This window comes from Streptomyces sp. NBC_01003 (assembly GCF_045162695.1).
Taxonomy (GTDB): Bacteria; Actinomycetota; Actinomycetes; order Streptomycetales; family Streptomycetaceae; genus Streptomyces.
Genome location: NZ_CP108707.1, coordinates 7,167,990 through 7,194,730 on the forward strand (window position 1 = coordinate 7,167,990; position 26,741 = coordinate 7,194,730).

Annotated in this window: 28 protein-coding genes and 1 riboswitch; of the genes, 16 read left to right on the forward strand and 12 right to left on the reverse strand. The window is 71.1% G+C overall.

The window, feature by feature from the left end:
- Nucleotides 1-49: 49 nt before the first annotated feature.
- Nucleotides 50-1,846 (reverse strand): AMP-dependent synthetase/ligase, encoded by a 1,797-nt coding sequence (locus OG698_RS32620; protein WP_406107275.1) that lies wholly within the window; start codon nt 1,844-1,846, stop codon nt 50-52.
- Between the two features lie 309 nt (nt 1,847-2,155).
- On the opposite strand from OG698_RS32620, the gene OG698_RS32625 reads away from it, so the two are divergent.
- The 6 genes from OG698_RS32625 (at nt 2,156) to OG698_RS32650 (ending at nt 7,078) form a co-directional block, all read left to right on the forward strand.
- On the forward strand, nt 2,156-2,917 hold the full coding sequence (locus tag OG698_RS32625) for a metallophosphoesterase (RefSeq protein ID WP_406107277.1): 762 nt from the start codon (nt 2,156-2,158) through the stop codon (nt 2,915-2,917).
- Nucleotides 2,918-2,997: 80 nt separating this feature from the next.
- Nucleotides 2,998-3,432: an SRPBCC family protein gene (locus OG698_RS32630; protein ID WP_100592176.1), complete on the forward strand. Its 435-nt coding sequence runs from the start codon at nt 2,998-3,000 to the stop codon at nt 3,430-3,432.
- Between the two features lie 79 nt (nt 3,433-3,511).
- On the forward strand, nt 3,512-4,678 hold the full coding sequence (locus tag OG698_RS32635) for an ArsA family ATPase (protein WP_406107279.1): 1,167 nt from the start codon (nt 3,512-3,514) through the stop codon (nt 4,676-4,678).
- Between the two features lie 73 nt (nt 4,679-4,751).
- On the forward strand, nt 4,752-5,237 hold the full coding sequence (locus OG698_RS32640; protein ID WP_399983864.1) for a DUF5304 domain-containing protein: 486 nt from the start codon (nt 4,752-4,754) through the stop codon (nt 5,235-5,237).
- Nucleotides 5,238-5,290: 53 nt separating this feature from the next.
- Entirely contained in the window at nt 5,291-6,244 is a 954-nt protein-coding gene (locus OG698_RS32645; protein ID WP_100592179.1) for an ROK family glucokinase, read from the forward strand.
- Nucleotides 6,245-6,319: 75 nt separating this feature from the next.
- Nucleotides 6,320-7,078, forward strand: coding sequence for an endonuclease/exonuclease/phosphatase family protein (locus OG698_RS32650; RefSeq protein WP_406107280.1), 759 nt, complete (start codon nt 6,320-6,322; stop codon nt 7,076-7,078).
- Nucleotides 7,079-7,084: 6 nt separating this feature from the next.
- On the opposite strand, the gene OG698_RS32655 is transcribed toward OG698_RS32650, so the two are convergent.
- The gene (locus OG698_RS32655) at nt 7,085-7,786 is read right to left on the reverse strand and encodes a hypothetical protein (RefSeq protein WP_406107282.1); all 702 of its coding nucleotides are present in this window, start codon (nt 7,784-7,786) and stop codon (nt 7,085-7,087) included.
- Nucleotides 7,779-8,558, reverse strand: a complete 780-nt coding sequence (locus tag OG698_RS32660; protein WP_100592181.1) for a carboxylesterase — start codon at nt 8,556-8,558, stop codon at nt 7,779-7,781. Before OG698_RS32660 ends, OG698_RS32655 begins: the two co-directional genes overlap by 8 nt.
- A gap of 165 nt (nt 8,559-8,723) precedes the next feature.
- On the opposite strand from OG698_RS32660, the gene OG698_RS32665 reads away from it, so the two are divergent.
- The 5 genes from OG698_RS32665 to OG698_RS32685 all read left to right on the forward strand — a co-directional run bounded on the left by OG698_RS32665 (nt 8,724) and on the right by OG698_RS32685 (nt 13,810).
- Entirely contained in the window at nt 8,724-9,500 is a 777-nt protein-coding gene (locus OG698_RS32665; protein ID WP_406111430.1) for a lysophospholipid acyltransferase family protein, read from the forward strand.
- A gap of 57 nt (nt 9,501-9,557) precedes the next feature.
- A complete protein-coding gene (gene macS, locus OG698_RS32670; RefSeq protein WP_406107283.1) occupies nt 9,558-10,787 on the forward strand; it encodes a MacS family sensor histidine kinase in 1,230 nt (409 codons plus the stop codon).
- On the forward strand, nt 10,784-11,479 hold the full coding sequence (locus tag OG698_RS32675; protein WP_406107284.1) for a response regulator: 696 nt from the start codon (nt 10,784-10,786) through the stop codon (nt 11,477-11,479). The genes macS and OG698_RS32675 overlap by 4 nt, the downstream gene beginning before the upstream one ends.
- A gap of 151 nt (nt 11,480-11,630) precedes the next feature.
- On the forward strand, nt 11,631-12,659 hold the full coding sequence (locus OG698_RS32680) for a 6-phosphofructokinase (RefSeq protein WP_406107285.1): 1,029 nt from the start codon (nt 11,631-11,633) through the stop codon (nt 12,657-12,659).
- A gap of 146 nt (nt 12,660-12,805) precedes the next feature.
- Nucleotides 12,806-13,810 carry a 2-hydroxyacid dehydrogenase gene (locus OG698_RS32685; RefSeq protein WP_406107286.1) on the forward strand — a complete coding sequence of 335 codons (1,005 nt, stop codon included), beginning with the start codon at nt 12,806-12,808 and terminating at the stop codon, nt 13,808-13,810.
- Here the strand turns inward: OG698_RS32685 and OG698_RS32690 are convergent.
- Both OG698_RS32690 and OG698_RS32695 read right to left on the reverse strand, forming a co-directional pair.
- Nucleotides 13,753-15,690 (reverse strand): anthranilate synthase family protein, encoded by a 1,938-nt coding sequence (locus tag OG698_RS32690; RefSeq protein ID WP_406107288.1) that lies wholly within the window; start codon nt 15,688-15,690, stop codon nt 13,753-13,755. The two genes, OG698_RS32685 and OG698_RS32690, sit on opposite strands and share 58 nt — an antisense overlap.
- A 105-nt stretch (nt 15,691-15,795) precedes the next feature.
- Nucleotides 15,796-15,882 carry a trp operon leader peptide gene (locus OG698_RS32695; RefSeq protein WP_399983914.1) on the reverse strand — a complete coding sequence of 29 codons (87 nt, stop codon included), beginning with the start codon at nt 15,880-15,882 and terminating at the stop codon, nt 15,796-15,798.
- A gap of 70 nt (nt 15,883-15,952) precedes the next feature.
- On the opposite strand from OG698_RS32695, the gene OG698_RS32700 reads away from it, so the two are divergent.
- Together OG698_RS32700 and OG698_RS32705 are read left to right on the forward strand one after the other, a co-directional pair.
- Nucleotides 15,953-17,305, forward strand: coding sequence for a class II 3-deoxy-7-phosphoheptulonate synthase (locus OG698_RS32700; RefSeq protein ID WP_406107290.1), 1,353 nt, complete (start codon nt 15,953-15,955; stop codon nt 17,303-17,305).
- Nucleotides 17,306-17,447: 142 nt separating this feature from the next.
- Nucleotides 17,448-17,702 carry a bacterioferritin-associated ferredoxin gene (locus OG698_RS32705; protein ID WP_406107292.1) on the forward strand — a complete coding sequence of 85 codons (255 nt, stop codon included), beginning with the start codon at nt 17,448-17,450 and terminating at the stop codon, nt 17,700-17,702.
- A gap of 53 nt (nt 17,703-17,755) precedes the next feature.
- On the opposite strand, the gene bfr is transcribed toward OG698_RS32705, so the two are convergent.
- Nucleotides 17,756-18,235: a bacterioferritin gene (bfr, locus tag OG698_RS32710; RefSeq protein ID WP_100592191.1), complete on the reverse strand. Its 480-nt coding sequence runs from the start codon at nt 18,233-18,235 to the stop codon at nt 17,756-17,758.
- A 164-nt stretch (nt 18,236-18,399) separates the two neighbouring features.
- Here bfr and OG698_RS32715 point away from each other — a divergent pair, with 164 nt between their 5' ends.
- Nucleotides 18,400-19,032: a sulfite oxidase-like oxidoreductase gene (locus tag OG698_RS32715; protein ID WP_227294259.1), complete on the forward strand. Its 633-nt coding sequence runs from the start codon at nt 18,400-18,402 to the stop codon at nt 19,030-19,032.
- A 44-nt stretch (nt 19,033-19,076) separates the two neighbouring features.
- On the opposite strand, the gene OG698_RS32720 is transcribed toward OG698_RS32715, so the two are convergent.
- The 6 genes from OG698_RS32720 to thiO all read right to left on the reverse strand — a co-directional run bounded on the left by OG698_RS32720 (nt 19,077) and on the right by thiO (nt 24,856).
- The gene (locus OG698_RS32720; RefSeq protein WP_406107294.1) at nt 19,077-19,616 is read right to left on the reverse strand and encodes a DUF4396 domain-containing protein; all 540 of its coding nucleotides are present in this window, start codon (nt 19,614-19,616) and stop codon (nt 19,077-19,079) included.
- A gap of 93 nt (nt 19,617-19,709) precedes the next feature.
- A complete protein-coding gene (locus tag OG698_RS32725) occupies nt 19,710-20,585 on the reverse strand; it encodes a deoxyribonuclease IV (RefSeq protein WP_399983896.1) in 876 nt (291 codons plus the stop codon).
- A gap of 34 nt (nt 20,586-20,619) precedes the next feature.
- The gene (pknB, locus tag OG698_RS32730; RefSeq protein WP_406107295.1) at nt 20,620-22,566 is read right to left on the reverse strand and encodes a Stk1 family PASTA domain-containing Ser/Thr kinase; all 1,947 of its coding nucleotides are present in this window, start codon (nt 22,564-22,566) and stop codon (nt 20,620-20,622) included.
- Between the two features lie 94 nt (nt 22,567-22,660).
- Nucleotides 22,661-23,455: a thiazole synthase gene (locus OG698_RS32735; RefSeq protein ID WP_406107297.1), complete on the reverse strand. Its 795-nt coding sequence runs from the start codon at nt 23,453-23,455 to the stop codon at nt 22,661-22,663.
- 4 nt (nt 23,456-23,459) lie between these two features.
- Nucleotides 23,460-23,675 carry a sulfur carrier protein ThiS gene (gene thiS / locus OG698_RS32740; RefSeq protein WP_326776159.1) on the reverse strand — a complete coding sequence of 72 codons (216 nt, stop codon included), beginning with the start codon at nt 23,673-23,675 and terminating at the stop codon, nt 23,460-23,462.
- Nucleotides 23,672-24,856, reverse strand: coding sequence for a glycine oxidase ThiO (gene thiO / locus OG698_RS32745; RefSeq protein ID WP_406107299.1), 1,185 nt, complete (start codon nt 24,854-24,856; stop codon nt 23,672-23,674). Before thiO ends, thiS begins: the two co-directional genes overlap by 4 nt.
- Nucleotides 24,854-24,967, reverse strand: a riboswitch (TPP riboswitch). (Overlaps the previous gene by 3 nt.)
- 60 nt (nt 24,968-25,027) lie before the next feature.
- Between thiO and OG698_RS32750 the strand changes: the two genes are divergently transcribed.
- Both OG698_RS32750 and OG698_RS32755 read left to right on the forward strand, forming a co-directional pair.
- Nucleotides 25,028-25,372 (forward strand): hypothetical protein, encoded by a 345-nt coding sequence (locus tag OG698_RS32750; protein ID WP_100592198.1) that lies wholly within the window; start codon nt 25,028-25,030, stop codon nt 25,370-25,372.
- A gap of 116 nt (nt 25,373-25,488) precedes the next feature.
- On the forward strand, nt 25,489-26,724 hold the full coding sequence (locus OG698_RS32755; protein ID WP_406107300.1) for an NAD(P)/FAD-dependent oxidoreductase: 1,236 nt from the start codon (nt 25,489-25,491) through the stop codon (nt 26,722-26,724).
- Nucleotides 26,725-26,741: the final 17 nt, after the last annotated feature.

A 26,741-nucleotide genomic window follows, 5' to 3' on the forward strand; every position in this document is an offset into this window, starting at 1 on the left:
CGTTACAGGACAAGGGACGCGGGGTGCGGGGGCTCAGCCCCCGCAAAGCTCAGCCCTGGTAGAGCGCCTCGATCTCGTCCGCGTAGTCCTTCGCCACTACGTTGCGCTTCAGTTTGAGGGACGGCGTCAGGTGGCCCGACTCCTCCGTGAACTGGGTCGGCAGGATGCGGAACTTGCGGACCGACTCCGCCTTGGAGACCGCCGCGTTGCCGTCGTCCACGGCCGCCTGGATCTCCGCGAGGAGATCCGCGTCGTCCCGCAGCGACACCGCCGTGGAGTCGGCCGGCTTGCCGTGCTCGGCGGCCCAGCGGCCGAGGAACTCGTCGTCGACCGTGACGAGCGCGCCGACGAAGGGGCGCCCGTCGCCGACGACCATGCACTCGGCGACCAGGGCGTGCGCACGGATGCGGTCCTCTATGACGGCCGGGGCGACGTTCTTGCCGCCCGCCGTCACGATGATCTCCTTCTTGCGGCCGGTGATCCGGAGGTAGCCGTCCTCGTCGAGCGTGCCGATGTCGCCCGTGTGGAACCAGCCGTCGGCCAGCGCTTCCCCGGTCGCGGCCTCGTTGTTCCAGTAGCCCGAGAACAGGTGCTCGCCGTGCAGCAGCACCTCGCCGTCGTCTGCGATCCGGACCACGGAACCGGGCAGCGGCTGGCCGACCGTGCCGATCTTCTGCCGGTCCCACGGGTTGAAGGCGGTGGCGGCGCAGGACTCGGTCAGGCCGTAGCCCTCCAGGACCGTGAAGCCGATGCCGCGGAAGAAGTGGCCGAGGCGCTCGCCGAGCGGAGCGCCGCCGGAGATCGCGTACTCGCCGCGGCCGCCGAGGACGGCGCGCAGCTTAGAGTAGACGAGCTTGTCGAACGTCTTGTACTTCAGCTTCAGACCGATGGACGGGCCCTTGGGGGTGTCCAGAGCGCGGCTGTACTCGATGGCCGTGTCGGCCGCCTTGTCGAAGATCTTGCCCTTGCCGTCGGCCTGCGCCTTGGCGCGCGCCGAGTTGTAGACCTTCTCGAAGACGCGCGGCACACCCAGGATCAACGTCGGCCGGAACGCGGCCAGTTCATCGGTGAGGTGCTTGATGTCGGGGGCGTGGCCCAGCTTGATCGGGGCCATCAGCGAGGCGACCTCGACCAGGCGGCCGAAGACGTGCGCGACGGGCAGGAAGAGCAGCACCGAGCACTCGCCCGTGCGGAACAGGGGCTTGAGGCGCTCGACCACGTTCCCGCACTCGGCGAAGAAGCTGCGGTGCGTGAGGACACAGCCCTTGGGGCGGCCCGTGGTGCCCGAGGTGTAGACGATCGTTGCCGGGTCGTCGGCCTTCGCGACCGCGCTGCGCTCGTCGACGGTCACGTCGGAGACATCGGCGCCCGCGCGGTCCAGCTCCTGGACACCGCCGGCGTCGATCTGCCAGACGTGGGTGAGGCCGGGGAGGCCGTCGCGCACGGACTCGACGGTGGCCGTGTGCGCGGCGCTCTCGACCACGCAGGCCACTGCGCCGGAGTCGCCGAGGATCCACTGGATCTGCTCGGCGGAGCTCGTCTCGTACACCGGGACGGTGATCGCGCCGGCGCTCCAGATCGCGAAGTCGAGGAGCGTCCACTCGTAACGGGTACGGGACATCAGGCCGACCCGGTCGCCCGGCTGCACGCCGGAGGCGATCAGGCCCTTGGCGGCGGACCGCACCTCCGCGAGGAAGGTGGTGGCAGTGACGTCCTGCCAGGTGCCGTTCACCTTGCGGGCGATGACGGCGACGTCGGGGTGCTGCGCGGCGTTTCTGCGGACGATGTCGGTCAGATTGCCGTCCGCAGGGACCTCGTACAGGGCCGGAAGGCTGAACTCGCGCAAGACTGCTGCTCCTCATAGGGCACCGGCGCCACGGCATTGTGTGAGTCGACGATGCGGTCCAAGATCGGGCAGGTGCTCAGCTGCTGAAGCAGTGGTAGCCCCAGTGGTTGAAATGCTGAGCACTACTGGACTGCCCGGACGTTACCCACCGGTACTGCTTTTCCGGTAGGGGGTCCAGGCCAGATGTTCGCTGCGTCACACGCCGTGTAACTGCTGCGCCGACCCTAGTCCACCGAATCGGCCAATAGGAAGTAACCGCAGGTCCAGCCCCCTCTACCCACGATTCCCACACAGTTCTAGGGTGATCGCATGCGCGTACATGTGGTCAGCGATGTGCACGGAAACTCCACAGACCTCGCCCGGGCGGGAGACGGGGCGGACGCTCTCGTCTGCCTCGGTGACCTGGTGCTCTTCCTCGACTACGCAGATCATTCGCGCGGCATCTTCCCCGATCTGTTCGGTGTGGAGAACGCGCACCGCATCGTCGAGCTGCGCACCGCCCGCCGCTTCGAGGAGGCACGCGCGTTCGGAGCCGGGCTCTGGGCCGGGATCGATCGCGGGACCGCCATCGAGACGGCGGTCCGCAAGCAGTACGCCGAGCTTTTCGCGGCGTTCCCCACACCGACGTACGCCACCTACGGCAACGTCGACATCCCGCACCTGTGGTCCGAGTACGCCGGACCAGGCACGACCGTCCTCGACGGCGAGCGCGTCGAGATCGGCGGCCTCGTCTTCGGCTTCGTCGGCGGCGGACTGCGCAGCGCCATGCGCACCCCGTACGAGATCAGCGACGAGGAGTACGCCGCCAAGCTCGAAGCCGTCGGGGAGGTCGACGTGCTGTGCACCCACATCCCGCCGGACGTCCCCGAACTCGCTTACGACACCGTCGCCCGCCGCTTCGAGCGCGGCAGCCGCGCCCTCCTGGAGGCGATCCGGCGCACCCGCCCCCGGTACTCCCTGTTCGGCCATGTTCACCAGCCGCTCGCCCGCCGTATGCGGATCGGGGCGACGGAGTGTGTCAATGTCGGCCACTTCGCGGGTTCGGGCAGGCCCTGGGCCCTGGAGTGGTGACCGGGCCGCCGCCGGTGCGCGGTAGCCTTCACGCGATACACACCACCCCTCAGCGGACCGCATCTGGAGGAGCCACCGCGATGGCGGAACACACCAGCTCGAGCATCACGATCGAGGCGGCACCGGCCGATGTCATGGGGGTGATCGCCGACTTCGCCCGCTACCCCGACTGGACGGGAGAGGTGAAGGAGGCCGAGGTCCTCGCCAAGGACGGCGCGGGCCGCGCCGAGCAGGTGCGACTCGTCATGGACGCCGGAGCGATCAAGGACGACCAGACCCTGGCCTACACCTGGACCGGGGACAACGAGGTCTCCTGGACCCTGGTCAAGTCCCAGATGCTGCGCTCCCTCGACGGCACGTACCTCCTCAAGCCGGCCGGCACGGGCACCGAGGTCACCTACCGCCTCACGGTCGACGTCAAGATCCCCATGCTCGGCATGATCAAGCGCAAGGCCGAGAAGGTCATCATCGACCGCGCCCTCGCCGGTCTGAAGAAGCGCGTGGAGACGAAGTAGCTGCCCGCGCCCGGCGGCCCGCCGTCTCCGTCCGGCGGCCTGCCGGGGGCGACCTGCGCCCCAGGTAGCCTCACACCCCATGCGCACCGTTCTGGTAACCGGCCCCGGCGGCTCCGGCCGGACCACCGCCGCCGCGGCCACGGCCCTCTCCGCCGCCCGCCGCGGAGCCCGCACCCTCGTGCTCTCGGCGGACCCCACGGACACCCTCGGCGCCGCCCTCGCCACCCCCACGAGCGCGGCGCCGACGTCCGTCGAACCTGGTCTCACCGCGATACGTCTCGCCCCGGCGGACCGCTTCCGCGAGGACCTCGCCGGCCTCCAGGAAAAGGCCGCGTCCGCCCTCGACCTCCTGGGCGCCACCCGGCTCGACGCCGAGGAACTCACCCCGCTGCCCGGCAGCCACGAACTCGCCCTGCTCCGTGCCCTGCGCGACAGCGCCCACGGTCCCTACGACCTCGTCGTCGTCGACCTCCCCCCGGCGCCGCAGGCCCTCGCCCTGCTCGCCCTGCCGGAACAGCTGCGCCGCTATCTGCGCCGGCTGCTCCCCCCGGAACGGCAGGCCGCCCGCGCCCTGCGCCCCCTCCTCGGCCGCCTCGCCGGCGTCCCCATGCCCGCGGAGTGGCTGTACGAGACGGCGGACCGCTGGGACACCGAACTCGCCGCCGTCCAGGCCGTGATCGAGGACCCGCACACGACCGTGCGCCTCGTCGCCGAGCCCACGCCCGCCGCGGCCGACGCCCTGCTCACCACGACCACCGGCCTCGCCCTGCACGGCCTGCGCGCCGACGCGCTGCTCGCCTCCCGCCTGCTCCCCGACGGCTCCACCGACCCGTGGCTCACCGACGCCGCCGCCCGCCAGCGCAAGGTCGTCGCCGCCTGGCAGGGCACGTACGACGTGCATGAACTGCCGCATCTGGGCCGTGACCCGCGCGGCGCCGACGACCTGGCCGCGCTCGGCGCACCGCCGGTCCCGCCCGCGCCGCCCGTCATCGCCTGGCCCGTCGAGGACCGCATCGCCGACGAGGGCGTCCTCGTGTGGCACCTGCCGCTGCCCGGCACCGTCCGGGAGGACCTCGGTCTGGTGCGGCGCGGCGACGAACTCGTCGTCACCGCCGGACCGCTCCGCCGCATCGTCGCCCTGCCGTCGGCGCTGCGCCGCTGCACCGTCGCCGGCGCCGGCCTGCGCGACGGCGTCCTGCGCATCCGGTTCACTCCCGACCCCGGCCTCTGGCCGCGGGGACGGTGAACCGACTACCGCCGTTCGGGTAACGTCGAAGGTACGCACCCACCCATATACGTACTCGCAGGAGTCAGCCGTCATGAGCGACGCCACCGAGCAGCCCGCACCCGAGGCCGACGCCGACGCCTGGGAGAAGGCATGCGCCGAGGACCTCGCTGAGGAGAAGGCCCGCCGCCGTGCCCAGCACGGGCCCCCGCCCGGCTCGGCCGCCGAGGAGCTGCGCAAGCTCGTCGACGCCGTCGCCGAAAAGCTGTCGGGGCTCCAGACGCCCCTTCTCGGCGCGGTCGCCCAGGGCACCGCGCAGCAGGTCGTCAGCCAGGTCGTCAAGCAGGCGAAGGCGGCCGTCGAGCCGGTCGTCGAACGCAACCCCGAAGTCTTCGACCACCTCGCCGCCGCGGGCAACGAACTGCTCGCCGCCTACCGCTCCGCCGTAGAGCGCCAGGAGCAGCGCTGGACCCAGCGATCATCGGACACCCAGGCCGGACGGGCCTCCGGGGACGACACGGACCCCCGTGACGAGGGCCCCGAGGCGCCTCCGGCAGGCGAGCACATCGACCTCGACTGAGAGCCGCTCGGGTACGGTGGGCCGTAGCGGGGCTCGACCGAACTGAGGGATTCATGGGACTCACCATCGGCGTCGACATCGGCGGCACAAAGATCGCGGCCGGCGTGGTCGACGAGGAAGGCAACATCCTCTCGACGTTCAAGGTGCCGACTCCCAGCACGTCAGAGGCCATCGTTGACGCGATCGCCTCGGCCGTAGAGGGCGCACGGGCAGGACACGAGATCGTCGGCGTGGGCATCGGCGCCGCCGGATACGTCAACCGCCAGCGCTCCACGGTCTACTTCGCGCCCAACATCGACTGGCGCCAGGAACCGCTGAAGGAAGAGGTCGAGAAGCGGGTCGGCCTGCCGGTCGTCGTCGAGAACGACGCGAACGCGGCGGCCTGGGGCGAATACAAGTTCGGCGCGGGCAAGGGCCACCGGAACGTCATCTGCATCACGCTCGGCACCGGCCTCGGCGGCGGCATCATCATCGGCAACAAGCTGCGTCGCGGCCACTTCGGCGTGGCCGCCGAGTTCGGCCACATCCGGATGGTCCCGGACGGCCTCCTGTGCGGCTGCGGCAGCCAGGGCTGCTGGGAGCAGTACGCCTCCGGCCGCGCGCTCGTCCGCTACGCCAAGCAGCGCGCCAACGCGACCCCGGAGAACGCGGAGTTCCTGCTCTCGCTGGGCGACGGCACCCCGGACGGCATCGAGGGCAAGCACATCTCCATGGCCGCCCGCCAGGGCGACGCCGTGGCTGTCGACTCGTACCGCGAGCTGGCCCGCTGGGCCGGAGCCGGCCTCGCCGACCTGGCCTCGCTCTTCGACCCGTCCGCGTTCATCGTCGGCGGCGGACTCTCGGACGAGGGCGAGCTCGTCCTCGACCCGATCCGCAAGTCCTACAAGCGCTGGCTGGTCGGCGGCAACTGGCGCCCCGTGGCGGACGTCATCGCGGCCCAGCTCGGCAACAAGGCGGGCATGGTCGGAGCGGCGGACCTGGCACGGGAGCCCGACCCGATCATGTGACACCGGCTGCTTCAGCCACCGGACGCCCGCCGTTTCCCCGGAGAAACGGCGGGCGTTCGTCGTATCTTGATCGTCATGGTCACCGGATCGCTCCCCAACTCCCGCACCGAACCCGACGGTTCGGCCGTCGTCCGGGTGCTCAGCTACAACATCCGCTCGATGCGCGACGACACCGCCGCGCTCGCCCGTGTCATCGCGGCCTGCGCCCCCGACCTGGTCCTGATCCAGGAGGCGCCCCGCTTCTTCCGCTGGCGCAAGAAGCTCGCCCGGCTCGCGGCCGCCTCGGACCTGGTGATCCTCTCGGGCGGCGCGAGTGCGGCGGGCCCGGCGCTGCTCTGCTCCCTGCGCGCCACCGTCGAACGCACCGAGGACGTCCTGCTGCCCCTCACCCCCGGTCTGCACCGGCGCGGCTTCGCGACCGCGGTCGTCCGCTTCGGCGGCGCCAGGATCGGCGTACTGAGCTGCCATCTGAGCCTGCAGAAGGACGAGCGGTACGCGCAGGGCGGGATGCTCCTCGACCGGCTCGCGGCGCTCGGTGTCGACCACGCCGTCGCGGGCGGTGACCTGAACGAACGCCCCGGTGGCCGCACGTTCCGGCGTCTTGCGGAGGCTCTTCAGGACGGCTGGGCCACGAAGCCGTGGCTCGGCGAGTACACCTCGACGCCGTCCGACCCGCATCAGCGCATCGACGCGATCCTCGCGACACAGGGCGTCGAGGTCCTCGGCTGCGGGGTCCCGGTGGGCATGCCGGGGGTGAGCGAGGACGACCTGAGGGCGGCCACGGACCATCTGCCGGTCCTGGCCGCCCTCAGGGTTCCCGCCGCCCGGGGCTGACGCGCGTCAGACGACCGCGCCGCGTCCCGGATCGTCGTCGTCATCGTCGCCCTGCATACGCATCACGAGCGTGCCGAAGCCGCCGAGGAAGCCACCGACGCAGACCGTCGTGAGCCACCACGTCATCTGCCAGCCGAGCAGCACGGCCAGCAGCATCAGGACCGGGCCGCCGATCACGGCGAGCCAGGCGAACTTGGCGGTGACGTCCGCCTCGGGCAGCGGTGGGGGCTCCGGGGGCACGAAGTGGCCCTCTTCGTCGGCGTCGCTGTCCGACGGCTCGGACGGCGAGTAGTCGCGGGGGCCGCCGACGCCGGGTGCGAAGGAGACGGAGGAGCCGAGCGGCGTCGCGGGCTTGCCGGTCTTGCCGGCGCCCGGCTCCGAGCTGTTCGTCTCCGAACCGTTCGTCTCGGAGCCGTCCGTGTCCAGGTCGGGCAGGGCCAGGTCCTCGATCGGCTTGAACGGCCTGGCACCCGGCGGGTCCGGCGGCTCCGTGCCGTACCCGGCGACGATGGCGGCCCAGACGGCGTCCTCGTCCACGGGCTCGCCGGCCTCCCCGGCAGCCGCGGCTGCTTCTGCGGGGGGCTGCTGTTCCTTGCCGAGCTGCGCCGGACCGGGCAGCGCCGTGCCCGACGCCGCCGCCTCGGCGGACGCGTCCTCCGGCTCGCGGCTCTCGTCGCCGGCGGGCTCACGTCGGTCCTGCTCAGCCACCGGTGGCCGTCCCTTCCTTACCGACACTGGGCGCGAGCCGGCCGATGAACGCAAAGCTCTCGTCGAAGATCCGGTCCGCGTCATGGTCCAACGTCGCGACGTGGTAACTCTGTTCCAGCAGGATCTCCTCGACGTCCGTGGACGAGATCCTGCTGAGGACACGTGCCGAGTCGACGGGCGGCACGACATGGTCCTGGGTGCTGTGCAGGACCACCAACGGCTGTGTCACCTGCGGCAGTTCACGGTCGACGATGCGGAAGAAGTTCCGCAGGGAGTGCGCGGCGTGCAGCGGCACCCGGTCGTACCCGATCTCCGTCGAGCCCTCCTTCGCGATGTCGCTGGCGATCCCCTTCGTCGTGCGCACGAGGTGCCGGGCCACCGGGAGGGCGTGCGCGGCGAGGCCGTGCACCTTGTTCCCCGGGTTCACCAGGACCAGGCCCGCCACCTCGTCCCCGTGCTTGGCCGCGAGCCGCAGCGCGAGGGCGGCGCCCATCGACAGACCGAAGACGAAGACCTGGGAGCACCGGTCCCGCAGCTCGCGCAGGGCGCGGTCCACCTCCGCGTACCAGTCCTGCCAGCCGGTGACCTGCATGTCCTCCCAGCGCGTGCCATGACCGGGCAGCAGGGGGAGCGAGACGGTGAGGCCGCGCTCGGCGAGGTACTCCGCCCAGGGGCGCAGCGACTGGGGGGAACCGGTGAAACCGTGACAGAGGAGGACGCCGACCTCGCCGCCCTCGTGGCGGTACGGCTCGGCTCCAGGAATGACCGGCACCTTCGGTCTCCTGTTCGTGAGAGGGGAATTGCCCAGGACTGCGGGGCGTACTTCACCGTACGCGACCGCGCTGACACCGACCAGGGCCGTCGGGGCCCCGGCCTGCGGCGCGGGTTAAGGTCTGATCCACGCACAAGGGAAGGCAGTGGGTTGATCTACGGCGCAATGAAGGTGGCCATCGGAGGGCCGCTGAAGCTCGGCTTCAGGCCCTGGGTGGAGGGCCTCGAGAACATTCCCGCCGAGGGTCCCGCCATCCTGGCCAGCAACCACCTGTCCTTCTCGGACTCCTTCTTCCTGCCGGCGGTGCTCGACCGCAAGGTCACCTTCATCGCGAAGGCCGAGTACTTCACGACACCCGGTCTGAAGGGCAAGCTCACGGCCGCGTTCTTCAAGGGCGTCGGCCAGCTCCCCGTGGACCGCTCCGGTTCGCGCGGCGCGGGAGAGGCCGCCATCAAGAGCGGCATCGAGGTCCTGGAGCGAGGCGAGCTGTTCGGCATCTACCCGGAGGGCACCCGCTCGCCCGACGGCCGCCTGTACCGCGGCAAGCCCGGCGGCCTCGCGCGCGTGGCGCTCGCCACCGGCGCGCCCGTCATCCCGGTCGCGATGATCGACACCGAGAAGATCCAGCCCCCCGGCAAGGTCATGCCCAAACTGATGCGTCCCGGCATCCGCATCGGCAAGCCCCTCGACTTCGGCCGCTACCAGGGCATGGAGCACGACCGGTTCGTGCTGCGGGCCCTGACCGACGAGGTCATGTACGAGATCATGAAACTCTCCGGCCAGGAGTACGTCGACATGTACGCGACCGCCGCCAAGCGGCAGATCGCGGACGCGGCGAAGGCCGAGGCCAAGGCGGAGAAGGAAGCCAGGGCCGAGAAAGAGGCCGCGGAGAAGGAAGCCAGGGAGAACAAGGGCGGCGGCACGGAACGGCCGGCCTCCTAGCGGCGTCGTCGTTCTGAGAGCGGTCGTTGCGGGAGCGGTGGTGCGGGGGGTGGGCGCGTGGCCAGGCGTGAGCGCGTGATGAGGATGTCCGTCGAGCAGCCGCTGTGGCGCGCGCTGACGGCGTACCGGCTGCTGACGATGCTGTACGCGATCGGCCTCTTCGCCACCGAGCAGGACAGGTTCGTACGCCCCTGGGTGGCGATCGGCTACTTCGCGGTCCTCGTCGTGTGGACCCTGGCCACCCTGCCGCGCGTCGCGAACGCCGCGAGCTGCACCAAGCGCTTCCTCACCGTCGACCTGATCGTCGCGCTCGTCGGCATCCTGCTCACCCCGCTCGCCGTCGGGCACAGCGGGATCGTTGCGGGCGGTCCGACCCTGCCGTCGATCTGGACGGCCGGCGCGGTCCTCGCGTACGCGGTCAAGGGCGGCTGGCGGTGGGCGGCGTTCGCCTCGCTGCTCGTCGGCGTCGCGAACGTGCTGCAGCGCGGCGCCTTCAGCCGCGACACCCTCCACAACGTCCTGCTCGTGTGCATCGCGTCGATCGCCATCGGCTACGTCGTCGAGGTGGCCCGAGCCTCCGAGCGCACCCTCGCCCGGGCCCTGGAGATCGAGGCGGCCACCCGCGAGCGGGAGCGGCTCGCCCGCGACATCCACGACGGAGTGCTCCAGGTCCTCGCCATGGTGCAGCGCCGCGGCACCGCCCTGGGCGGCGAGGCCGCCGAGCTCGGCAGGATGGCCGGCGAGCAGGAGGTGGCCCTGCGGACCCTGGTCGCCGGCGGTCTCGTGCCCGCCTCGCGCGCCTCCGAGGACGCCTCGCAGGGCGCGCTCGTACGGGCCGTGGAGGAGCCGGACGAGCTGCCCGACACCTCGGCGCCCAGCGATCTGAGGTCGCTGCTCGCGCCGCACGCCGGGGCGCGGGTGAGCTTCGCCGAGCCGGGCGCCCCGGTGTTCCTCGCGCCGGTCGCGGCGAAGGAACTCGCGGCGGCTGTCAGCGCCGCCCTGGACAATGTGCGCAGGCACGCGGGGACGGACGCCCGGGCCTGGATCCTCGTCGAGGACGAGCCCGACGCGGTGATCGTGACGGTGCGGGACGACGGACCCGGCATCCCGGAAGGGCGTCTCGCGCAGGCCGCGGGGGAGGGGCGGCTCGGCGTCGCCCAGTCCATCCGCGGCCGGCTGCGGGACATCGGCGGCACCGCCGAGCTGATCTCGGTCCCGGGACAGGGCACCGAGGTCGAACTGAGAGTTCCGAAGGTTTCACGGGGGAAGGCGGGATCGGGAAGATGACCGAGCAGCAGCAGGAAGGCGCCGCCGCAGGCGCGATCAGGGTCATGGTGGTCGACGACCATCCGATGTGGCGCGACGCCGTCGCGAGGGACCTCGCCGAGGCGGGCTTCGACGTGGTGGCCACCGCGGGCGACGGCGAGCAGGCGGTGCGCCGGGCCGGTGCCGCCGCACCCGACGTCCTCGTACTCGACCTGAACCTGCCGAAGAAGCCCGGCGTCCAGGTCTGCAAGGAACTCGTGGGCGCCAACCCCGCCCTGCGCGTCCTCGTCCTGTCGGCGAGCGGGGAACACGCCGATGTCCTGGAGGCGGTGAAGTCCGGCGCCACCGGCTATCTGCTGAAGTCGGCGTCCACCGAGGAGCTGACCGACGCGGTGCGCCGAACGGCGGCAGGCGACCCCGTCTTCACCCCGGGGCTCGCGGGCCTCGTCCTCGGCGAGTACCGCCGCCTGGCCTCCGAGCCCGCGCCCGCCGCGGGCGCCGGCGAGCCCAAGGCCCCGCAGCTCACCGAGCGCGAGACCGAGGTCCTGCGCCTGGTCGCCAAGGGCCTGAGCTACAAGCAGATCGCTGAGCGGCTCGTCATCTCGCACCGCACCGTGCAGAACCATGTGCAGAACACCCTGGGCAAGCTCCAGCTGCACAACCGCGTTGAGCTGGTCCGATACGCCATCGAGCGCGGCCTCGACGAGGCGTGAGCGCCCCCGTGGTCTCCTGAAGGATCACCACACAAAGGTCAACTCCCTCACTCTTCAATGGAATTCACCCTTCGCGTGCTGCCGAAGTGACATGGATCACTATTAGCGTGACCCGTGTCAGCTCACAGTGCTGTGGCGAAGGGACATTTCCATGCGGGTCGGAGTACTGACCGGAGGCGGCGACTGCCCCGGACTCAACGCCGTCATCCGGGGCATCGTCCGCAAGGGCGTGCAGGAGTACGGCTATGACTTCGTCGGCTTCCGGGACGGCTGGCGCGGGCCGGTCGAAGGCGACACCCTAAGGCTCGACATCCCGGCCGTCCGCGGCATCCTGCCCCGCGGCGGCACCATCCTCGGCTCCTCGCGCACCAACCCCCTCAAGGTCGAGAACGGCATCCGCCGCATCAAGGAGACCCTCGCCAAGGAGGAGGTCGAGGCACTCATCGCGATCGGCGGCGAGGACACCCTCGGCGTCGCCGCGCGTCTCACCGACGAGTACGGCGTGCCCGTCGTCGGCGTGCCGAAGACCATCGACAACGACCTGTCCGCGACCGACTACACCTTCGGCTTCGACACCGCCGTCGGCATCGCGACCGAGGCCATCGACCGGCTGCACACCACCGCCGAGTCCCATATGCGGGTCCTGGTCTGCGAGGTCATGGGCCGCCACGCGGGCTGGATCGCGCTCCACTCGGGCCTCGCGGGCGGCGCCAACGTCATCCTCATCCCCGAGCAGCGCTTCGACGTCGATCAGGTCTGCGCCTGGGTGACCTCCCGCTTCAAGGCCTCGTACGCCCCGATCGTCGTCATCGCCGAGGGCGCCATGCCCAAGGACGGGCAGATGGTCCTCAAGGACGGGACGCTCGACTCCTTCGGGCACGTCCGCCTCTCCGGAGTCGGGGAATGGCTGGCCAAGGAGGTCGAGCGGCGCACCGGCAAGGAGGCGAGGACCACGGTCCTCGGCCACATCCAGCGCGGTGGCACCCCCAGCGCCTTCGACCGCTGGCTCGCCACCCGCTTCGGGCTGCACGCCATCGAGGCCGTGCGCGACCGCGACTTCGGGAAGATGGTCGCGCTGCGTGGCACGGACATCGTCCGGGTGCCGATCGCGGAGGCGACCGCCCGGCTGAAGACCGTCGATCCGGCGCTGTACGAGGAGGTCGGGGTCTTCTTCGGCTGAGGCGAGAGGCCGCGGTCGACGCCCGGAGCGACGCCGGGGGTGGGCGGGGCGAGGTCCTCCCACTCCCGGGTGTCGCGGGGTTGCCCGGCCCGTATATTCGCCATAACCGGCACACACGACGCGATACGCAAGAAACGGGAGCAGTCGTGGAGATCCTCGCATTCGGCGTGCAGTCCGACGAGAAGCCCCTCATGGAGAAGGCGTTCGAGGGGCATCACGAGGTCCGCTGCCTGGGCGTCTTCCTCAACGAGGACACGGCCCCCATCGCGGCCGGCTACGAGATCATCTCCACCAGCGTCAACGCCACCCTCAACAACCGCGTCCTGCAGACCCTCGCCGCCGGCGGCACGCAGATGATCGCCCAGCGCTCCACGGGCTTCAACAACATCGACCTGGAGGTCGCCGAGCGCCTCGGCCTGACCGTCGCCCGCGTCTCGTACTACTCGCCGTACTCCGTCGCCGAGTTCGCCTGGACCCTCGCGATGGCCGTCAACCGCCGTGTCGTCCGCGCCTCCAACCGCACTCGCGACTTCGACTTCAGGCTCGACGGGCTGATGGGCCGCGACCTGCACGGCCGCACGGTCGGCGTCCTCGGCACCGGCAAGATCGGCGAGGCGTTCACCCGGATCGCCCACGGCTTCGGCATGAACCTCCTCGGCTGGGACATCGCCGAGAACCCCGCCTGCGTCGAACTCGGCATGAAGTACGTCGACAAGGAGCGCCTCTTCAGCGATGCCGACCTGATCAGCCTGCACGTACCCCTGCTCCCCGCCACCGAGCACCTCGTCGGCAGCGCCGCCCTGCGCACCATGAAGGACGACGCGATCCTGGTGAACTCCAGCCGCGGCGGCCTCATCGACACCAAGGCACTCGTCTCCGAGCTGCGCGAGGGCCGCTTCACGGGCGTCGGCCTCGACGTGTACGAGGCCGAGGCCGGGCTCTTCTTCCTCGACAAGTCGCTCGACGTCGTCGAGGACGACACCCTGGCCCGCCTCGTCACCTTCCCGAACGTCCTGGTCACGTCGCACCAGGCGTACTACACCGTGGACGCGGTGAACCAGATCATCGAGACCACGGTGGCCAACGTCCTCGACTACCGGGCGGGCCGGCGCTCCGAGAACGTCCTCGTGCCCTCCGCGCCCAAGAGCTGAGCCAGCAGCTCCCGCACGACATCGGCCCCGCGCAGCGACAGCACCGACTCCGGGTGGAACTGAACGCCGGCAAAGCCCGGCCCGCGCAGGGCATGCACCTCGCCGCTCGCCGCGTCCCGGCTCACCTCGACGCCGTGCGCGGCCAGCTCCACCGCCGCGCCGTCGTCGCAGCGCGCCACGAAGCTGTTGTAGAACCCGACGGTCTCGCTCCGCCCGAACAGATCGACGTCCGTCTGCGCGCCCTGGTAGGGCACCTCCTTGCGGACGATCTCCAGGCCCAGCTCGGCCGCGATCAGCTCATGGCCGAGGCACACGCCGAGCACGCCGTGCCGGTGATCACGCAGCACCTCGGCGGTCAGCGTGCGCAGGAAACGCATCTTCGGGTCCGCCTCGTCGGAGGGATTGCCCGGTCCGGGGCCCAGGACGACGGGTCCCTCGTGGGCGAGCACGGCCTCCTGCAGCCCCGGCTCGTCATAGCGCCGCACGGAGACCGTGAGCCCCGACGACCGCAGCAGATGCGCCAGCATCGCCGTGAACGTGTCCTCGGCGTCCACCACCAGCGCGTGCCCCTCCAGAGCCGCCGCCTTCTCCTGCATCCGCAGCCAGAACGGCGCCAGCGCCGCCCGCCGCCCGTCGAGCGCCGCCTGCACCCGCGGATCGTCGGCGAGCGCGGGCCGCACGCCCTCCCCGCGCGGCCGCCCGGGCCGCACCCCCAGCGCGGCAAGGACCCCGGCGGCCTTCGCGTGCGTCTCCTGGACCTCGCTCGCCGGGTCCGAGCCGCGCACCAGCGTCGCCCCGACCGGCACCCGCAGCCTCCCGCCCGCGTCGATGTCGGCCGTACGGATCAGGATCGGCGAGTCCAGGGTCTGCGCCCCGCCCGCGTCCCGCCCGACCAGCGCGAGCGCCCCCGCGTAGTAGCCGCGCCCGCCGACTTCGTGTCGCTCGATGACCCGGCACGCGTTCTGGACCGGCGACCCCGTGACGGTCGCCGCGAACATCGTCTCCTTCAGCACGTCGCGCACATCCAGCGAGGACCGGCCCCTCAACTCGTACTCCGTGTGCGCGAGATGGGCCATCTCCTTCAGGCGCGGGCCGATCACGACCCCGCCCATGTCGCCGACGGTGCACATCATCTTGAGCTCCTCGTCGACGACCATCGACAGCTCCTCGATCTCCTTCCCGTCGGCGAGGAAGTCCAGCAGGTGCTCGGGCGTCGGGCCCCCGGCCGGGTAGCGATAGGTACCGCTGATCGGGTTCATCACGACCGTGCCGCCGCTCATCCGCACATGCACCTCGGGGCTCGCCCCGACCAGCGTCCGCCCGCCCGTCTCCCGCCCTTCTGGGGAAGAACCTTCGGTCCCCTGCTGACTTCCGGTGTGCACGACGAACGTCCAGTACGCGCCTCGCTCCCCGGCGAGCAGCCGCCGGAACAGCGCGAGCGCGTCCGCCCGCCCGAACCCCCGGATCTCACCCTCGTACGTCCGCCGGATCACGAAGTTGGCGCCCTCGCCCTGTCCGATCTCCTCGCGCAGGACCCGTTCCACGATGTCCGCGTACTCGGCGTCGTCCACGTCGAAGCCGCCGTCCGACACGCGGACGTCATGGGCCGGGAGCTGCGCAAGGACCTCGGCCAGCGGCAGCTCGTACGTCTCCTCGGGGGTGAGCACCGCGAGCGGGGTGCCGTCGTCGCGGACGTCGAAGCCGCGCTCCCTGATCTGCCGGAACGGCACGAGGGCGAGGCCCTCAGGGATGTCGGCGAGTCGCTCGTACGTGTGCACCGGGCCGACCAGGAGTTCCACGGTGTCGGGGTCGTGGCCCGGCGCGCGGCGGCGCAGCAGAGCGAAGGGTCGGTCGTCGTGCAGCAGCTCGGACAGGTCCATGGCAGGTGATTCCTCTTCCAGACTCCGGTGACGGAGAGGAACGGCCAGGTCCCGGAAAACACTGAAGGCCGCCCTCGGGCGGCCTTCGCTTCGCTGTACGCGCAGTCAGTGGGCCGCCGGGTGAGCGGTCCACCACCAGTTACGGGTCGTGTGCGCGAACATGGGCGGAACCTTACCCGATGGGCAGCTCATCTGTGGACGACGCGTCTCAAAGGGTGAGCCGTCGGATGGACCACGGACATGACCCCGTAATGTTGAGGATGTGACCGTGAACGCTAAGACCAGCGCAAGCGCTGGCAACACCTGGCGAGACCTGCCCGCGGCGCAGCAGCCCGAGTACCCCGATGCCGAGGCTCTGCGCGATGTGATCGCGGACCTCGAGTCGTATCCGCCGCTCGTCTTCGCGGGCGAGTGCGACCAGCTGCGCGCCCGACTGGCGGCCGTCGCCAAGGGAGAGGCGTTCCTCCTCCAGGGCGGCGACTGCGCCGAAGCCTTCGACGCGGTGTCGGCCGACCACATCCGTAACAAGCTCAAGACGCTGCTCCAGATGGGTGCCGTCCTCACCTACGCCGCCTCGGTGCCGGTCGTGAAGGTCGGCCGCATCGCCGGCCAGTACTCCAAGCCGCGCTCCAAGGGCACCGAGACCCGTGATGGCGTGACCCTGCCGACGTACCGCGGCGACTCGGTCAACGGCTTCGAGTTCAACGAGAAGGCCCGCATCCCGGACCCCGAGCGCCTGAAGCGGATGTACAACGCGTCCGCCTCCACGCTCAACCTGGTGCGCGCCTTCACCACCGGCGGCTACGCCGACCTGCGCCAGGTGCACGCCTGGAACCAGGACTTCGTGAAGTCGTCCCCGTCCGGCCAGCGCTACGAGCAGCTCGCCCGCGAGATCGACAACGCGCTGAACTTCATGCGCGCCTGCGGCACCGACCCGGCCGAGTTCCAGACGGTCGAGTTCTACTCCTCCCACGAGGCGCTGCTCCTCGACTACGAGTCGGCGCTGACCCGCGTGGACTCGCGTACGGGCACCCTGTACGACGTGTCGGGCCACATGGTGTGGATCGGTGAGCGCACCCGCCAGCTGGACGGCGCGCACATCGAGTTCGCCTCGAAGATCCGCAACCCGATCGGCATCAAGCTCGGCCCGACGACGACGCCCGAGGAAGCGCTGCAGTACATCGAGCGCCTCGACCCGGACGGCGAGCCCGGCCGCCTGACCTTCATCGTCCGCATGGGCGCCGACAAGGTCCGCGACAAGCTCCCGGAACTGGTCGAGAAGGTCACCGCCTCCGGCGCGACCGTCGGCTGGATCACCGACCCGATGCACGGCAACACGTACGAGGCGGCCTCGGGCCACAAGACCCGCCGCTTCGACGACGTGCTCGACGAGGTCAAGGGCTTCTTCGAGGTCCACAAGGCGCTCGGCACGCACCCGGGCGGCATCCACGTCGAGCTCACCGGTGACGACGTCACCGAGTGCGTGGGCGGCGGCGACGAGATCTTCGTCGACGATCTGCACCAGCGCTACGAGACGGCCTGCGACCCGCGTCTGAACCGCAGCCAGTCCCTCGACCTGGCGTTCCTGGTGGCGGAGATGTACCGCGACCAGTGATCTTGCAGTAAATGCCGTGGGGCGCGGATCACAGTGATCCGCGCCCCACGGCACTTTTGCGCTCCGGACCCGGCGGGTAAGGTTAGGTTAGCCTCACCGTCCATTAGGGCGGGGGCAACGAACCGGTCCTGATCACTGGGAGGTGAACCGCGTGTACGTCTGCAACTGCTTCGGTGTGACCGAGGACCAGGTCAAGAAGCACGCGGACGACGGTGCGTGCACCCCCCGCCAGATAGCGTCGGCCTGCAAGGCCGGCACGGACTGCGGCTCGTGCGTACGCCGCATTCAGGCGCTGCTAGGCCGCGGATCCTGCACGCGCCGCGAGCTGGTCGAGCAGGGAAGGCCCGCCCTGACGGCCGCCCCGAACGCCCTCGTGGACGTTGCGGACGCCGCCTGAGGCTCGGCCCGAGAGTTTGCGGCTGCTAGCTGTCCGGCTCCGGCTGTCCGGCTCTAGCTGTCCGGCTGCTCGATCTGCTGGGCCAGGTACAGCGCCTCACCGAGACTCTCGAGCAGCTCCAGCTGGGTGTCGAGGTAGTCGATGTGGTGCTCCTCGTCCTCCAGGATGTCCTCGAAGATCCGCGCCGACGTCACATCGCCCTTGGCCCGCATGACGTCGATGCCGCGCTTGAGGCGGTCGATCGCCTCGACCTCGACCTGCCGGTCGGCCTGGAACATCTCCGTGACGGTCTGCCCGACCCGTACGTGGAAGAGCCGCTGGTAGTTCGGCAGGGCATCGAGGAAGAGAATCCGTTCCGTCAGCCGGTCCGCGTGCTTCATCTCGTCGATGGACTCTGCACGGGTGTACTTCGCGAGCTTGGTCCAGCCGTTGTTGTCCTGGATCCGGTAGTGGAGCCAGTACTGGTTGATGGCCGTCAGCTCGCCCGTGAGCTGCTCGTTGAGGAATTCGATGACCTCGGGGTCGCCCTGCATCGCAGAGGCTCCTTCCATGTGGTGGACTCGGCAGGTTTCGCGCATCCTCGCACCGGCGCCGAAAACCGTCCAGTAAGTGCATGCTTAGTAGGAGTTGCCCGTTTCGAGGGCGGCCAGGCTCTCGCTGGTCACGTCCACTGCCCGGGGTCTGTCAGGATGGAGGCATGGGTCAGCCGGTGGGTCGCGAGTCTGGGGGAGCAGTGCAGTCGGAGCTTCCACCGGGACAGCGTCTCCAGCGGGGCTGGCCGGTCACGCACTACGGCCCGGTGCCCAAGTTCCGCCCCGAGCGCTGGGAGTTCAGGGTCTTCGGCGCCACCGCCGACGGGGACAAGCGCTGCTGGACGCACGAGGAGTTCTCCGCCCTGCCGTACGGCACGGTCGTGGCCGATCTGCACTGCGTCACGAAGTTCAGCATGCTCGGAGCCGAGTGGGGCGGCGTGCCCGCCGCGACGATTCTCGAACTGGCACCGCCCGCGCCCGCCGTGACCCATGTGATGGTCTGGGCCGAGTACGGCTTCAGCGCCAATCTCCGCCTTGAGGACTTCGCCGCCGACCGCACGATTTTCGCCACCCACAAGGACGGCGAACTCCTCACCGCCGAACACGGCTTCCCGCTCCGCCTCGTCGTGCCCCATCTGTACGCCTGGAAGGGCCCGAAGTGGGTCCGCGGCATCGAGTACATGACGGCCGACCGCCGTGGCTTCTGGGAGGAGCGCGGCTATCACAACGTCGGCGACCCCTGGCGGGAGCAGCGCTACTCGTACCAGGAAGAGCCCGGGGACGGCCCCGAGCTCTGAGTCCTGGCGCTTCTCGTACGGTCTGTCAGAGGTCGTACGGTCCGTCAGTGGTACTGGTGCACCACCGCGTGGCCCTTGCCGCGGCCGATCATCCACTTGTTGACCGGAGTGGTCACCACGAAGGCGATCGCCAGTGAGACCGCGAGCGCGCCCCAGAAGAGGCCGTCCGTCAGATGGGCGTCCATCGCGTTCGGCCACAGCACGATCACGCCGTTGTCGATCAGCTCCATGACGGCGATGGACAGGGTGTCCGCGGCGAGCGCGACCCGGAACGCGGTCCTGAAGTCGACGCCGGCCTTCAGGATGCCGCGCAGCGTGAGCGCATAGCCGAAGAAGAACGCGAGCGCGATCGCCAGAATCATCGTCGGCACGTTGCCCCAGCCGAACGCCGTGCCGATGACCATGCCGAGGACCTCGCCGATGGCGCACCCCGTGAGGCAGTGGAGGGTCGCCTGTGCGGCCATGGACCAGCTGACCTTGCCGAGGCCGCCGAGGCCGCCGAGGCCGCCGTGACCGGCGTGGGCGTGCTCGTGCTGCTCGTGATCTGCGTGGTGTTCGTGTCCGGCGTGCGTCTCGTGCTTCATGAGTTCCCCCAACGTCAGAGAGCGGTTCCTGTCGCCGACAAGAACCGTATACCCCCTAGGGGTATTCCCTCAAGCGATCTCCGAGGCGATCTCCTAGCGCTTCCGGAGCTCCTTCAGGCGGGCCACGTCCGCCGCGTGACCCTCCTTGCCGCCGGGCGTCTCGAGGATCAGCGGCACGTTCTCGGTCGCCGGGTGGGCCATCAGCGCGCGGAACGGCTCAGCGCCGATGTGGCCGGAGCCGATGTTCTCGTGTCGGTCCTTGTGCGCCCCGACGACGTCCTTCGAGTCGTTGGCGTGGATCAGCTTGAGGCGGCCCTCGCCCACGGTGTCCACGAGCAGGTCCAGGGTCTGCCGCATGCCGTCGGGGCCGGTCAGGTCGTGGCCCGCCGCGAAGATGTGGCACGTGTCCAGGCAGACGCCCAGCTTCGGGTGCGCGTCCAGTGCGTCGAAGTACGGCCCGAAGTCCCAGGTCCGCGAGCACAGCGAGGAGCCCTGGCCCGCGGTCGACTCGAGCAGGAGGTAGGGGTCGTCGTCATGAGTCAGCTCGTCGAGGAGCGGCAGCATGTGCTCCCGCACCTGCGCGAGCGCCACGGCCCGCTCACGGCCGCCGGTCGCCGAACCGGTGTGCACGACGACGCCGAGCGCGCCTATCTCCCGGGCCCGGCGCAGCGAGTGTCGCAGCGACTCCACCGACTTCTCGACGGTCGCCTCGGTGTGCGAGCCGAAATTGATCAGGTAGGGGGCGTGGACGTACGCCGGAATCCCCTCGGCGGCGCAGGCCGCGCGGAACTCCTCGTCCTGCTTCGGGTTGCCGGGAGGCGTCGCCCAGCCTCGCGGGTTGGCGACGAAGACCTGGACGGTCTCCGCCTCCAGCTCGCGCGCGTACGAGAGCCCTACGGAGGCCAGGCCGCCGGCGACGGGGACATGACCGCCGACCGGGTTACGGGGAAGGGAATCGGTGCTGCTCACGGGTCAAGGGTGGCACGCGTGCGTGGGCGCTCCGTCAGCGGATCTGGATGGTGATCGTCGACCCCTTCGGGGCCTTGTCGCCGCCCGCCACGGACTGCTTCTTCACGGTGTCGCCGAACAGGCCGAGCAGACCGCGGTCCTCCTCGACGTCGAACCCGCTGTCCTTGAGCTTCTGCGTGGCGTCGTCGACGCTCATGCCCACGACGTCGGGGACCTCGACCATGACCGGGCCCTTGGAGATCGTCAGCGTGACCGTGTCACCCTCGCCGAGCCGCTTGCCTTCGACGGGGGACTGCCGGGCGACGCTGCCCTTGTCCTCGTCCGAGTTCACCCGCTCTGTGGCGATCTCGGCCTTCAGGCCCGCGTCCTGAAGGTCGGCGATGGCGTCCTCCTCGGCCTCGCCCGTCACGTCCGGGACGTCCACCTCGCGGCCCCTGCTCACCTTGAGCGCGACGGCCGAACCGGCCTTGCGGGTCGTGCCGGACGCCGGGTCCGTGGCGATCACCGACCCCTTGGGGACGTCCTCGTCGAAGGCCCTGGTGACCATGCCGGGCTCCAGGCCCGCGTCCTTCAGCCTGCGCTCGGCCCTGGCGAGGGGCGTGCCCTCGAGATCGGGAACCTGCACGGTCTCCGGGCCCAGGGACACCGTCAGATCCACCGCTCCGTTGTCCCGGATGCGGGCGCCCGCCCTGGGGTCACTGGCGATGACGGTGCCGCGCTTCACGGTGTCGCTGTACGCGCGCTTGACGTGCCCGAGGTCGAGGCCCGCGTCGCCGAGCCGCTCCTTCGCCTGCGTCTGCGTCTTGGCGAGCAGGGGCGGGACCTTCGTGAACTGGCCCGAGTTGATGTACCAGACGCCCGCGCCGAGACCGAGGGCGAGCAGCACGGCCGCGACGGCAGCGAGCACACCGCGCCGCGGACGACGCCTGCGGGAAGGGGCGGGCGGCGGGGGAGGTGTCTCGAAGCGGCTCGTGCGGTTCAGCTCCGCCTGCGGGTCCTGGTCGTCGGCGGGCAGCGGGAGCTGTACGCCCCTGGTCCGCAGCGCCCGCGGGATCACGCTCGTACGGTCGGCCGAGATGTCACGGTCCCCGATGCCCTCGGGCCGTGCGGCCGGCGGCACCGCGTCGAGCTGTGCGTCGGTGAGGGCGGCCCTGGCCCCCCTGACCTGGGCGAGCAGCGCCACCGCGTCGTACGGCCTGAGATCGGGCATGCGCGCGGACGCGGACGCGACGAGCTCGTCCAGCTCCGCGGGCAGGCCGGGCACGGACGCGGACGGGGGCGGCACGTCCTCGTTCAGGTGCTGGTAGAGGACCTGGGCGGGGGAGTCGCCCGAGTGCGGCTTGGCGCCCGTGAGCATCTCGTAGAGCACCACCCCGCACGCGTACACGTCGACGCGGGGGTCGGCGGTGCCCGACTCGATCTGCTCGGGGGCGAGGTAGGAGACGGTGCCGAGGACGGCGCCCGTGGTGTTCGTGACGGTGTCCACGGCCCGTACGAGGCCGAAGTCCGCCACCTTCACGCGGCCGTCGTCCCCTATCAGGACGTTCTCCGGCTTCATGTCGCGGTGCACGAAGCCCGCGCGGTGCGCGGCGCCGAGCGCGGCGAGGACCGGCTCCAGGATGTCGAGCGCGGCACGCGGCCGCAGTGCCCCGCGGTCCCTCAGGACGTCCCGCAGGGTGCAGCCCGCGACGTACTCCATCGCCAGATAGACGTACTGGCCGTCCGCGCCCTGGTCGAAGACCCCGACCACATTCGGGTGGGAGAGCCGGGCGACGGACTTGGCCTCGCGGATGAAGCGCTCGACGAACGAGACGTCGGCGGCGAGGGCCGGGTGCATCACCTTGAGCGCGAGCACGCGGTCGAGGCGGGTGTCCACGGCCCTGTAGACCGTGGCCATCCCGCCGACCGCGATGCGTGCGTCGACGCGGTACCGGCCGTCGAGCACCTGCCCGACGAGAGGGTCCTGAAGGGTCGTGTCCACGCAGGCGAGTGTACGAGCCGCCGCCGACACCCGGCTCCGCAGTCGTCGATGGACGGCCGTACTGCAGCAGAGCTGTAACCGTGCTGTACGGCCCTCAGAACGCGGGCCGCTCAGGGTCGAGCCTGGCCGTCCCGGACACGGGCGAGGAGGCCTCGGCGAAGTGCCTGCGGGGGATCCGGCCCGCCCGGAACGCCAGACGCCCCGCCTCGACCGCGTGCCGCATGCCCTGCGCCATCAGGATCGGCTCCTGCGCGCGGGTCACGGCTGAGGCGAGCATCACACCGGCGCACCCCAGCTCCATCGCGAGCGCCGCGTCGGACGCGGTCCCGGCGCCCGCGTCCAGGATCACCGGCACGCGCGCGTGCTCCGTGATCAGCTGGAAGTTGTGCGGGTTGCGGATGCCGAGCCCGGAGCCGATGGGGGAGCCGAGCGGCATGACAGCGGCGCAGCCCACGTCCTCCAGCTTCCGCGCGAGCACCGGGTCGTCGTTCGTGTACGGCAGCACGGTGAAGCCGTCGTCGACGAGGATCTCGGCCGCGTCCAGGAGCTCGATCGGGTCGGGCAGCAGGGTGCGCTCGTCCGCGATGACCTCCAGCTTGACCAGGTCGGTGCCGAGCGCCTCGCGCGCGAGGCGGGCGGTCAGGACGGCCTCACCGGCGGTGAAACAGCCCGCCGTGTTGGGCAGCACCTGGATCCCCAGCTTCTCCAGGACGGAGAGCACGGAGCCCTGCACGCTCGCGTCCACGCGCCGCATCGCGACGGTCGTCAGCTCCGTGCCGGACGCGACGAGGGAGCGTTCCAGGACGTCGAGGCTGGGCGCCCCGCCCGTGCCCATGATCAGGCGGGACGAGAAGGACGTACCGCCGATGACCAAGGAGTCGTCAGCCATGGGTTCAGCCTCCCTGGACTGCGGTGAGGACCTCGACGCGGTCCCCGTCCGTGAGTGCGGTGACGGCCCACTGTGCGCGCGGGACGACGGTTTCGTTGAGTGCGGCGGCGACCCCGGACGGCGCGGTGGTCAGCGCCGAGACGAGGGCGTCGAGCGTGGTGCCCGGGGCGACCTGGCGGCCCTCGCCGTTCACGGATACGTGGGTGACGGACACGGTCATACGGACTGCTCCACAGAGACGGGTGCGGGGACGGCGCCGAAGCGCCGCGGGGTGAAGGGGCGGGCCACTTCGGGGAGTTCGCCGGTGGCGAGGACGTGGGCCATGGCGTCGCCGGTGACCGGCGTGAGCAGCACGCCGTTGCGGTAGTGGCCGGTGGCGAGCAGCAGGCCCGGCAGGGCGGTCGGGCCGAGGATCGGGGCGTTGTCGGGAGAGCCGGGGCGCAGGCCCGCGCGGGTCTCCGTGAGCGGCAGCTCCGTGATGCCGGGCACCAGCTCGTGGGCGTCGCGCAGCAGCTCGTAGACGCCGCCCGCGGTGACCGTCGTGTCCCAGCCGAGCTCCTCGCTGGTGGCCCCGACGACGAGTTCGCCGTTGACCCGGGGCACCAGATAGAGGTTGCCGCCGCGCACGACGGCGCGCACGGTGCGGCTCAGGAACGGCGCGTACACCTTCGGCACGGTCAGGCGCAGGACCTGCCCCTTCACCGGGCGTACCGGCGGCAGCACGTCGTCCGGGACTCCGGCGAGGCGGCCGCTGAGGCTGCCGCCGGCGAGGACGACCTGGTCCGCGTCGAGCCCGGTGCCGTCGGCGAGGACCACGCCGCGCGCGCCCTCGCGGACGACTGTCAGCCGCTCGGCCCACTGACGGTGGAACCGCACCCCGGCCCGCTCGCAGGCCGCGACAAGGGCCTTCGCGAGGCGCCTCGGGTCGATCTGGTGGTCACCGTCGACGCGCAGGCCGCCCCGCACGGACGGGGCCAGCATCGGTTCGAGGCGCCGGCACTCACGGCCCGTCAGCCACTCCGACTCCAGGCCCGACTTGCGCTGGAGGGCGTGCAGTTCCCGAAGGTGCGCGCGGTCGTCCGCGTCGAGCGCGACGGCGAGGGTGCCGCACGCGCGGTAGCCGAGGTCGAGCCCGGTGGCCTCGGAGAGCTCGGCCGCGAACGCCGGATAGCGGCGCGCGGACTCCACGTTGAGCCCGAGGAGGGTCTGTTCGGCCTCTCCGTAGTGCAGTTCGGTGACGGCGGCGAGCATCCCGGCCGCCACCTGCGCGGCCCCGCCGCCCGGTTCGGGGTCCACGACCGCGGTGCGCAGCCCGCGCTGCGCGGCCCGCCACGCGGTGACGAGACCGATGATTCCCCCGCCCACGACCAGGACGTCGGAGCCTTCTGAAGTACGCGACATGGGCGTCCAGCCCCTCCCTTCGCCGGCATGACCCGGATCAGGTTCGTACGGTCGGAGGCCGTCACAGCCTCCCTCTCAGCCCGGTACGTCCGGGCTCCCGCGAGTGCTTTACGGTGGCCACCCTAACCCCCTGAAACTCTGCCCCGCCCCCCAGTAAGGGAGCCCGCCCGCATGGCCCGCTCGCTCGACGGACTCGTCCTCGCCCCGGTCGCCGACCAGGCCCCCGGCCAGGTGGGCACGCGGACGCGGTTCACCTACCACGAGGAGGACGGCCGGATCTGGGCCGAGTACGCGGGCGGGGACGTCGTGCGCGGCCACCTCGTGGGCATCCGTGAGGGTGACCGGATCGACTTCAGGTACGTACAGCTGAAGACGGACGCGACGACCTCCTCCGGACACTGCGTCTCGCTCGTCGTGGACCTTCCCGACGGGCGGGTGCGGCTGGACGAGACGTGGGAGTGGGAGTCGCAGGCGGGCAGCGGGACGAGCGTCGTCGAAGAGGTCCCGGGCGCCTGACGGCGGGAGCGCGGACGGCCGGAGCGGTCAAACCGGCGGCCGGTGTGGAAGACGTCACGGGACCGGAGTGACGCGGCCCGCTGACTGAGTGAACGTCAGGTGCATATGGTGATCCGGTGAGCGAGCAGACCCAGAACCAGGCCCCGGTGCCCCAGACAGGGCGGCACGTCGTCATCGTCGGCGCCGGGATGGCGGGGGTCCAGACCGCCGTGGCCCTGCGCGAACAGGGCTTCACCGGCGCCGTCACGCTGATCGGCGCGGAACCCCACCAGCCGTACGACCGGCCTCCGCTGTCCAAGGCCGTCCTGCTCGGCAAGGCCGAGGGGTCCGCCTTCGACGTGGACTTCGAAGCCCTCGACATCACGCTCGAACTGGGCCGCGAGGTCACCGGTGTACGCCCCGCCGAGCACACCCTCGACACCGCCACCGGACCCGCCCCCTACGACGTCCTCGTCCTCGCGACCGGCGCCGAGCCCATCCGGCTGCCCGGCACGGAGGACATCCCCGGGGTCCATCTGCTGCGCACGCTCGACGACGCCGAACGCCTGCGCCCCGTCCTCGCCGCGCAGCGCGACATCGTCGTCGTCGGCGCGGGCTGGATCGGCGCCGAGTTCGCCACCGCGGCCCGTGAGGCCGGATGCGCGGTCACCGTCGTCGAGGCGGCCGAGCGGCCGCTCGCCGGAGCGCTGCCCGAGGAGGTCGCCGCCCCCATGGCCGCCTGGTACGCGGACGCCGGGGCGGAACTGCGCACCCACGCGCGCGTGGAGCACGTCGAGCCGGGATCCGTGGTCCTCGACGACGGCACCCGGGTGCCCGCAGGTGCCGTGGTCGTCGGCATCGGGGCCCGCCCCGCCACCGGCTGGCTCACCGGCTCCGGCATCACGCTCGGCGCCCACCGCGAGGTCGTGGCGGACAACCGCCTGCGCACCTCCGAGCCCGATGTGTACGCCGTCGGCGACTGCTCGTCCTTCCCTTCGGGCAGGTACGGCGAGCGCCTGATGGTCCACCACTGGGACAACGCGCTCCAGGGCCCCCGCACGGTCGCCGCCAACATCATCGGCGAGAACCCGGCGACGTACGACCCCGTGCCGTACTTCTGGTCGGAGCAGTTCGGCCGCTTCGTGCAGTACGCCGGACATCACGCGGCCGCCGACACCACCGTGTGGCGCGGCGACCCGCAGGGCGCGTCCTGGAGCGTGTGCTGGCTGCGCGAGAGCCGGCTCGTCGGCGTCCTCGCCGTGGGCCGCCCGCGCGACCTGGCCCAGGGGCGCAAGCTCATCGAGTCGGGCGCCCCCCTGGACCCGCAGGTCATCAGCGACCCGGCCCGCCCGCTGAAGGCCGCTGTCGTCTGACCGCCCCGCCGGGGCGA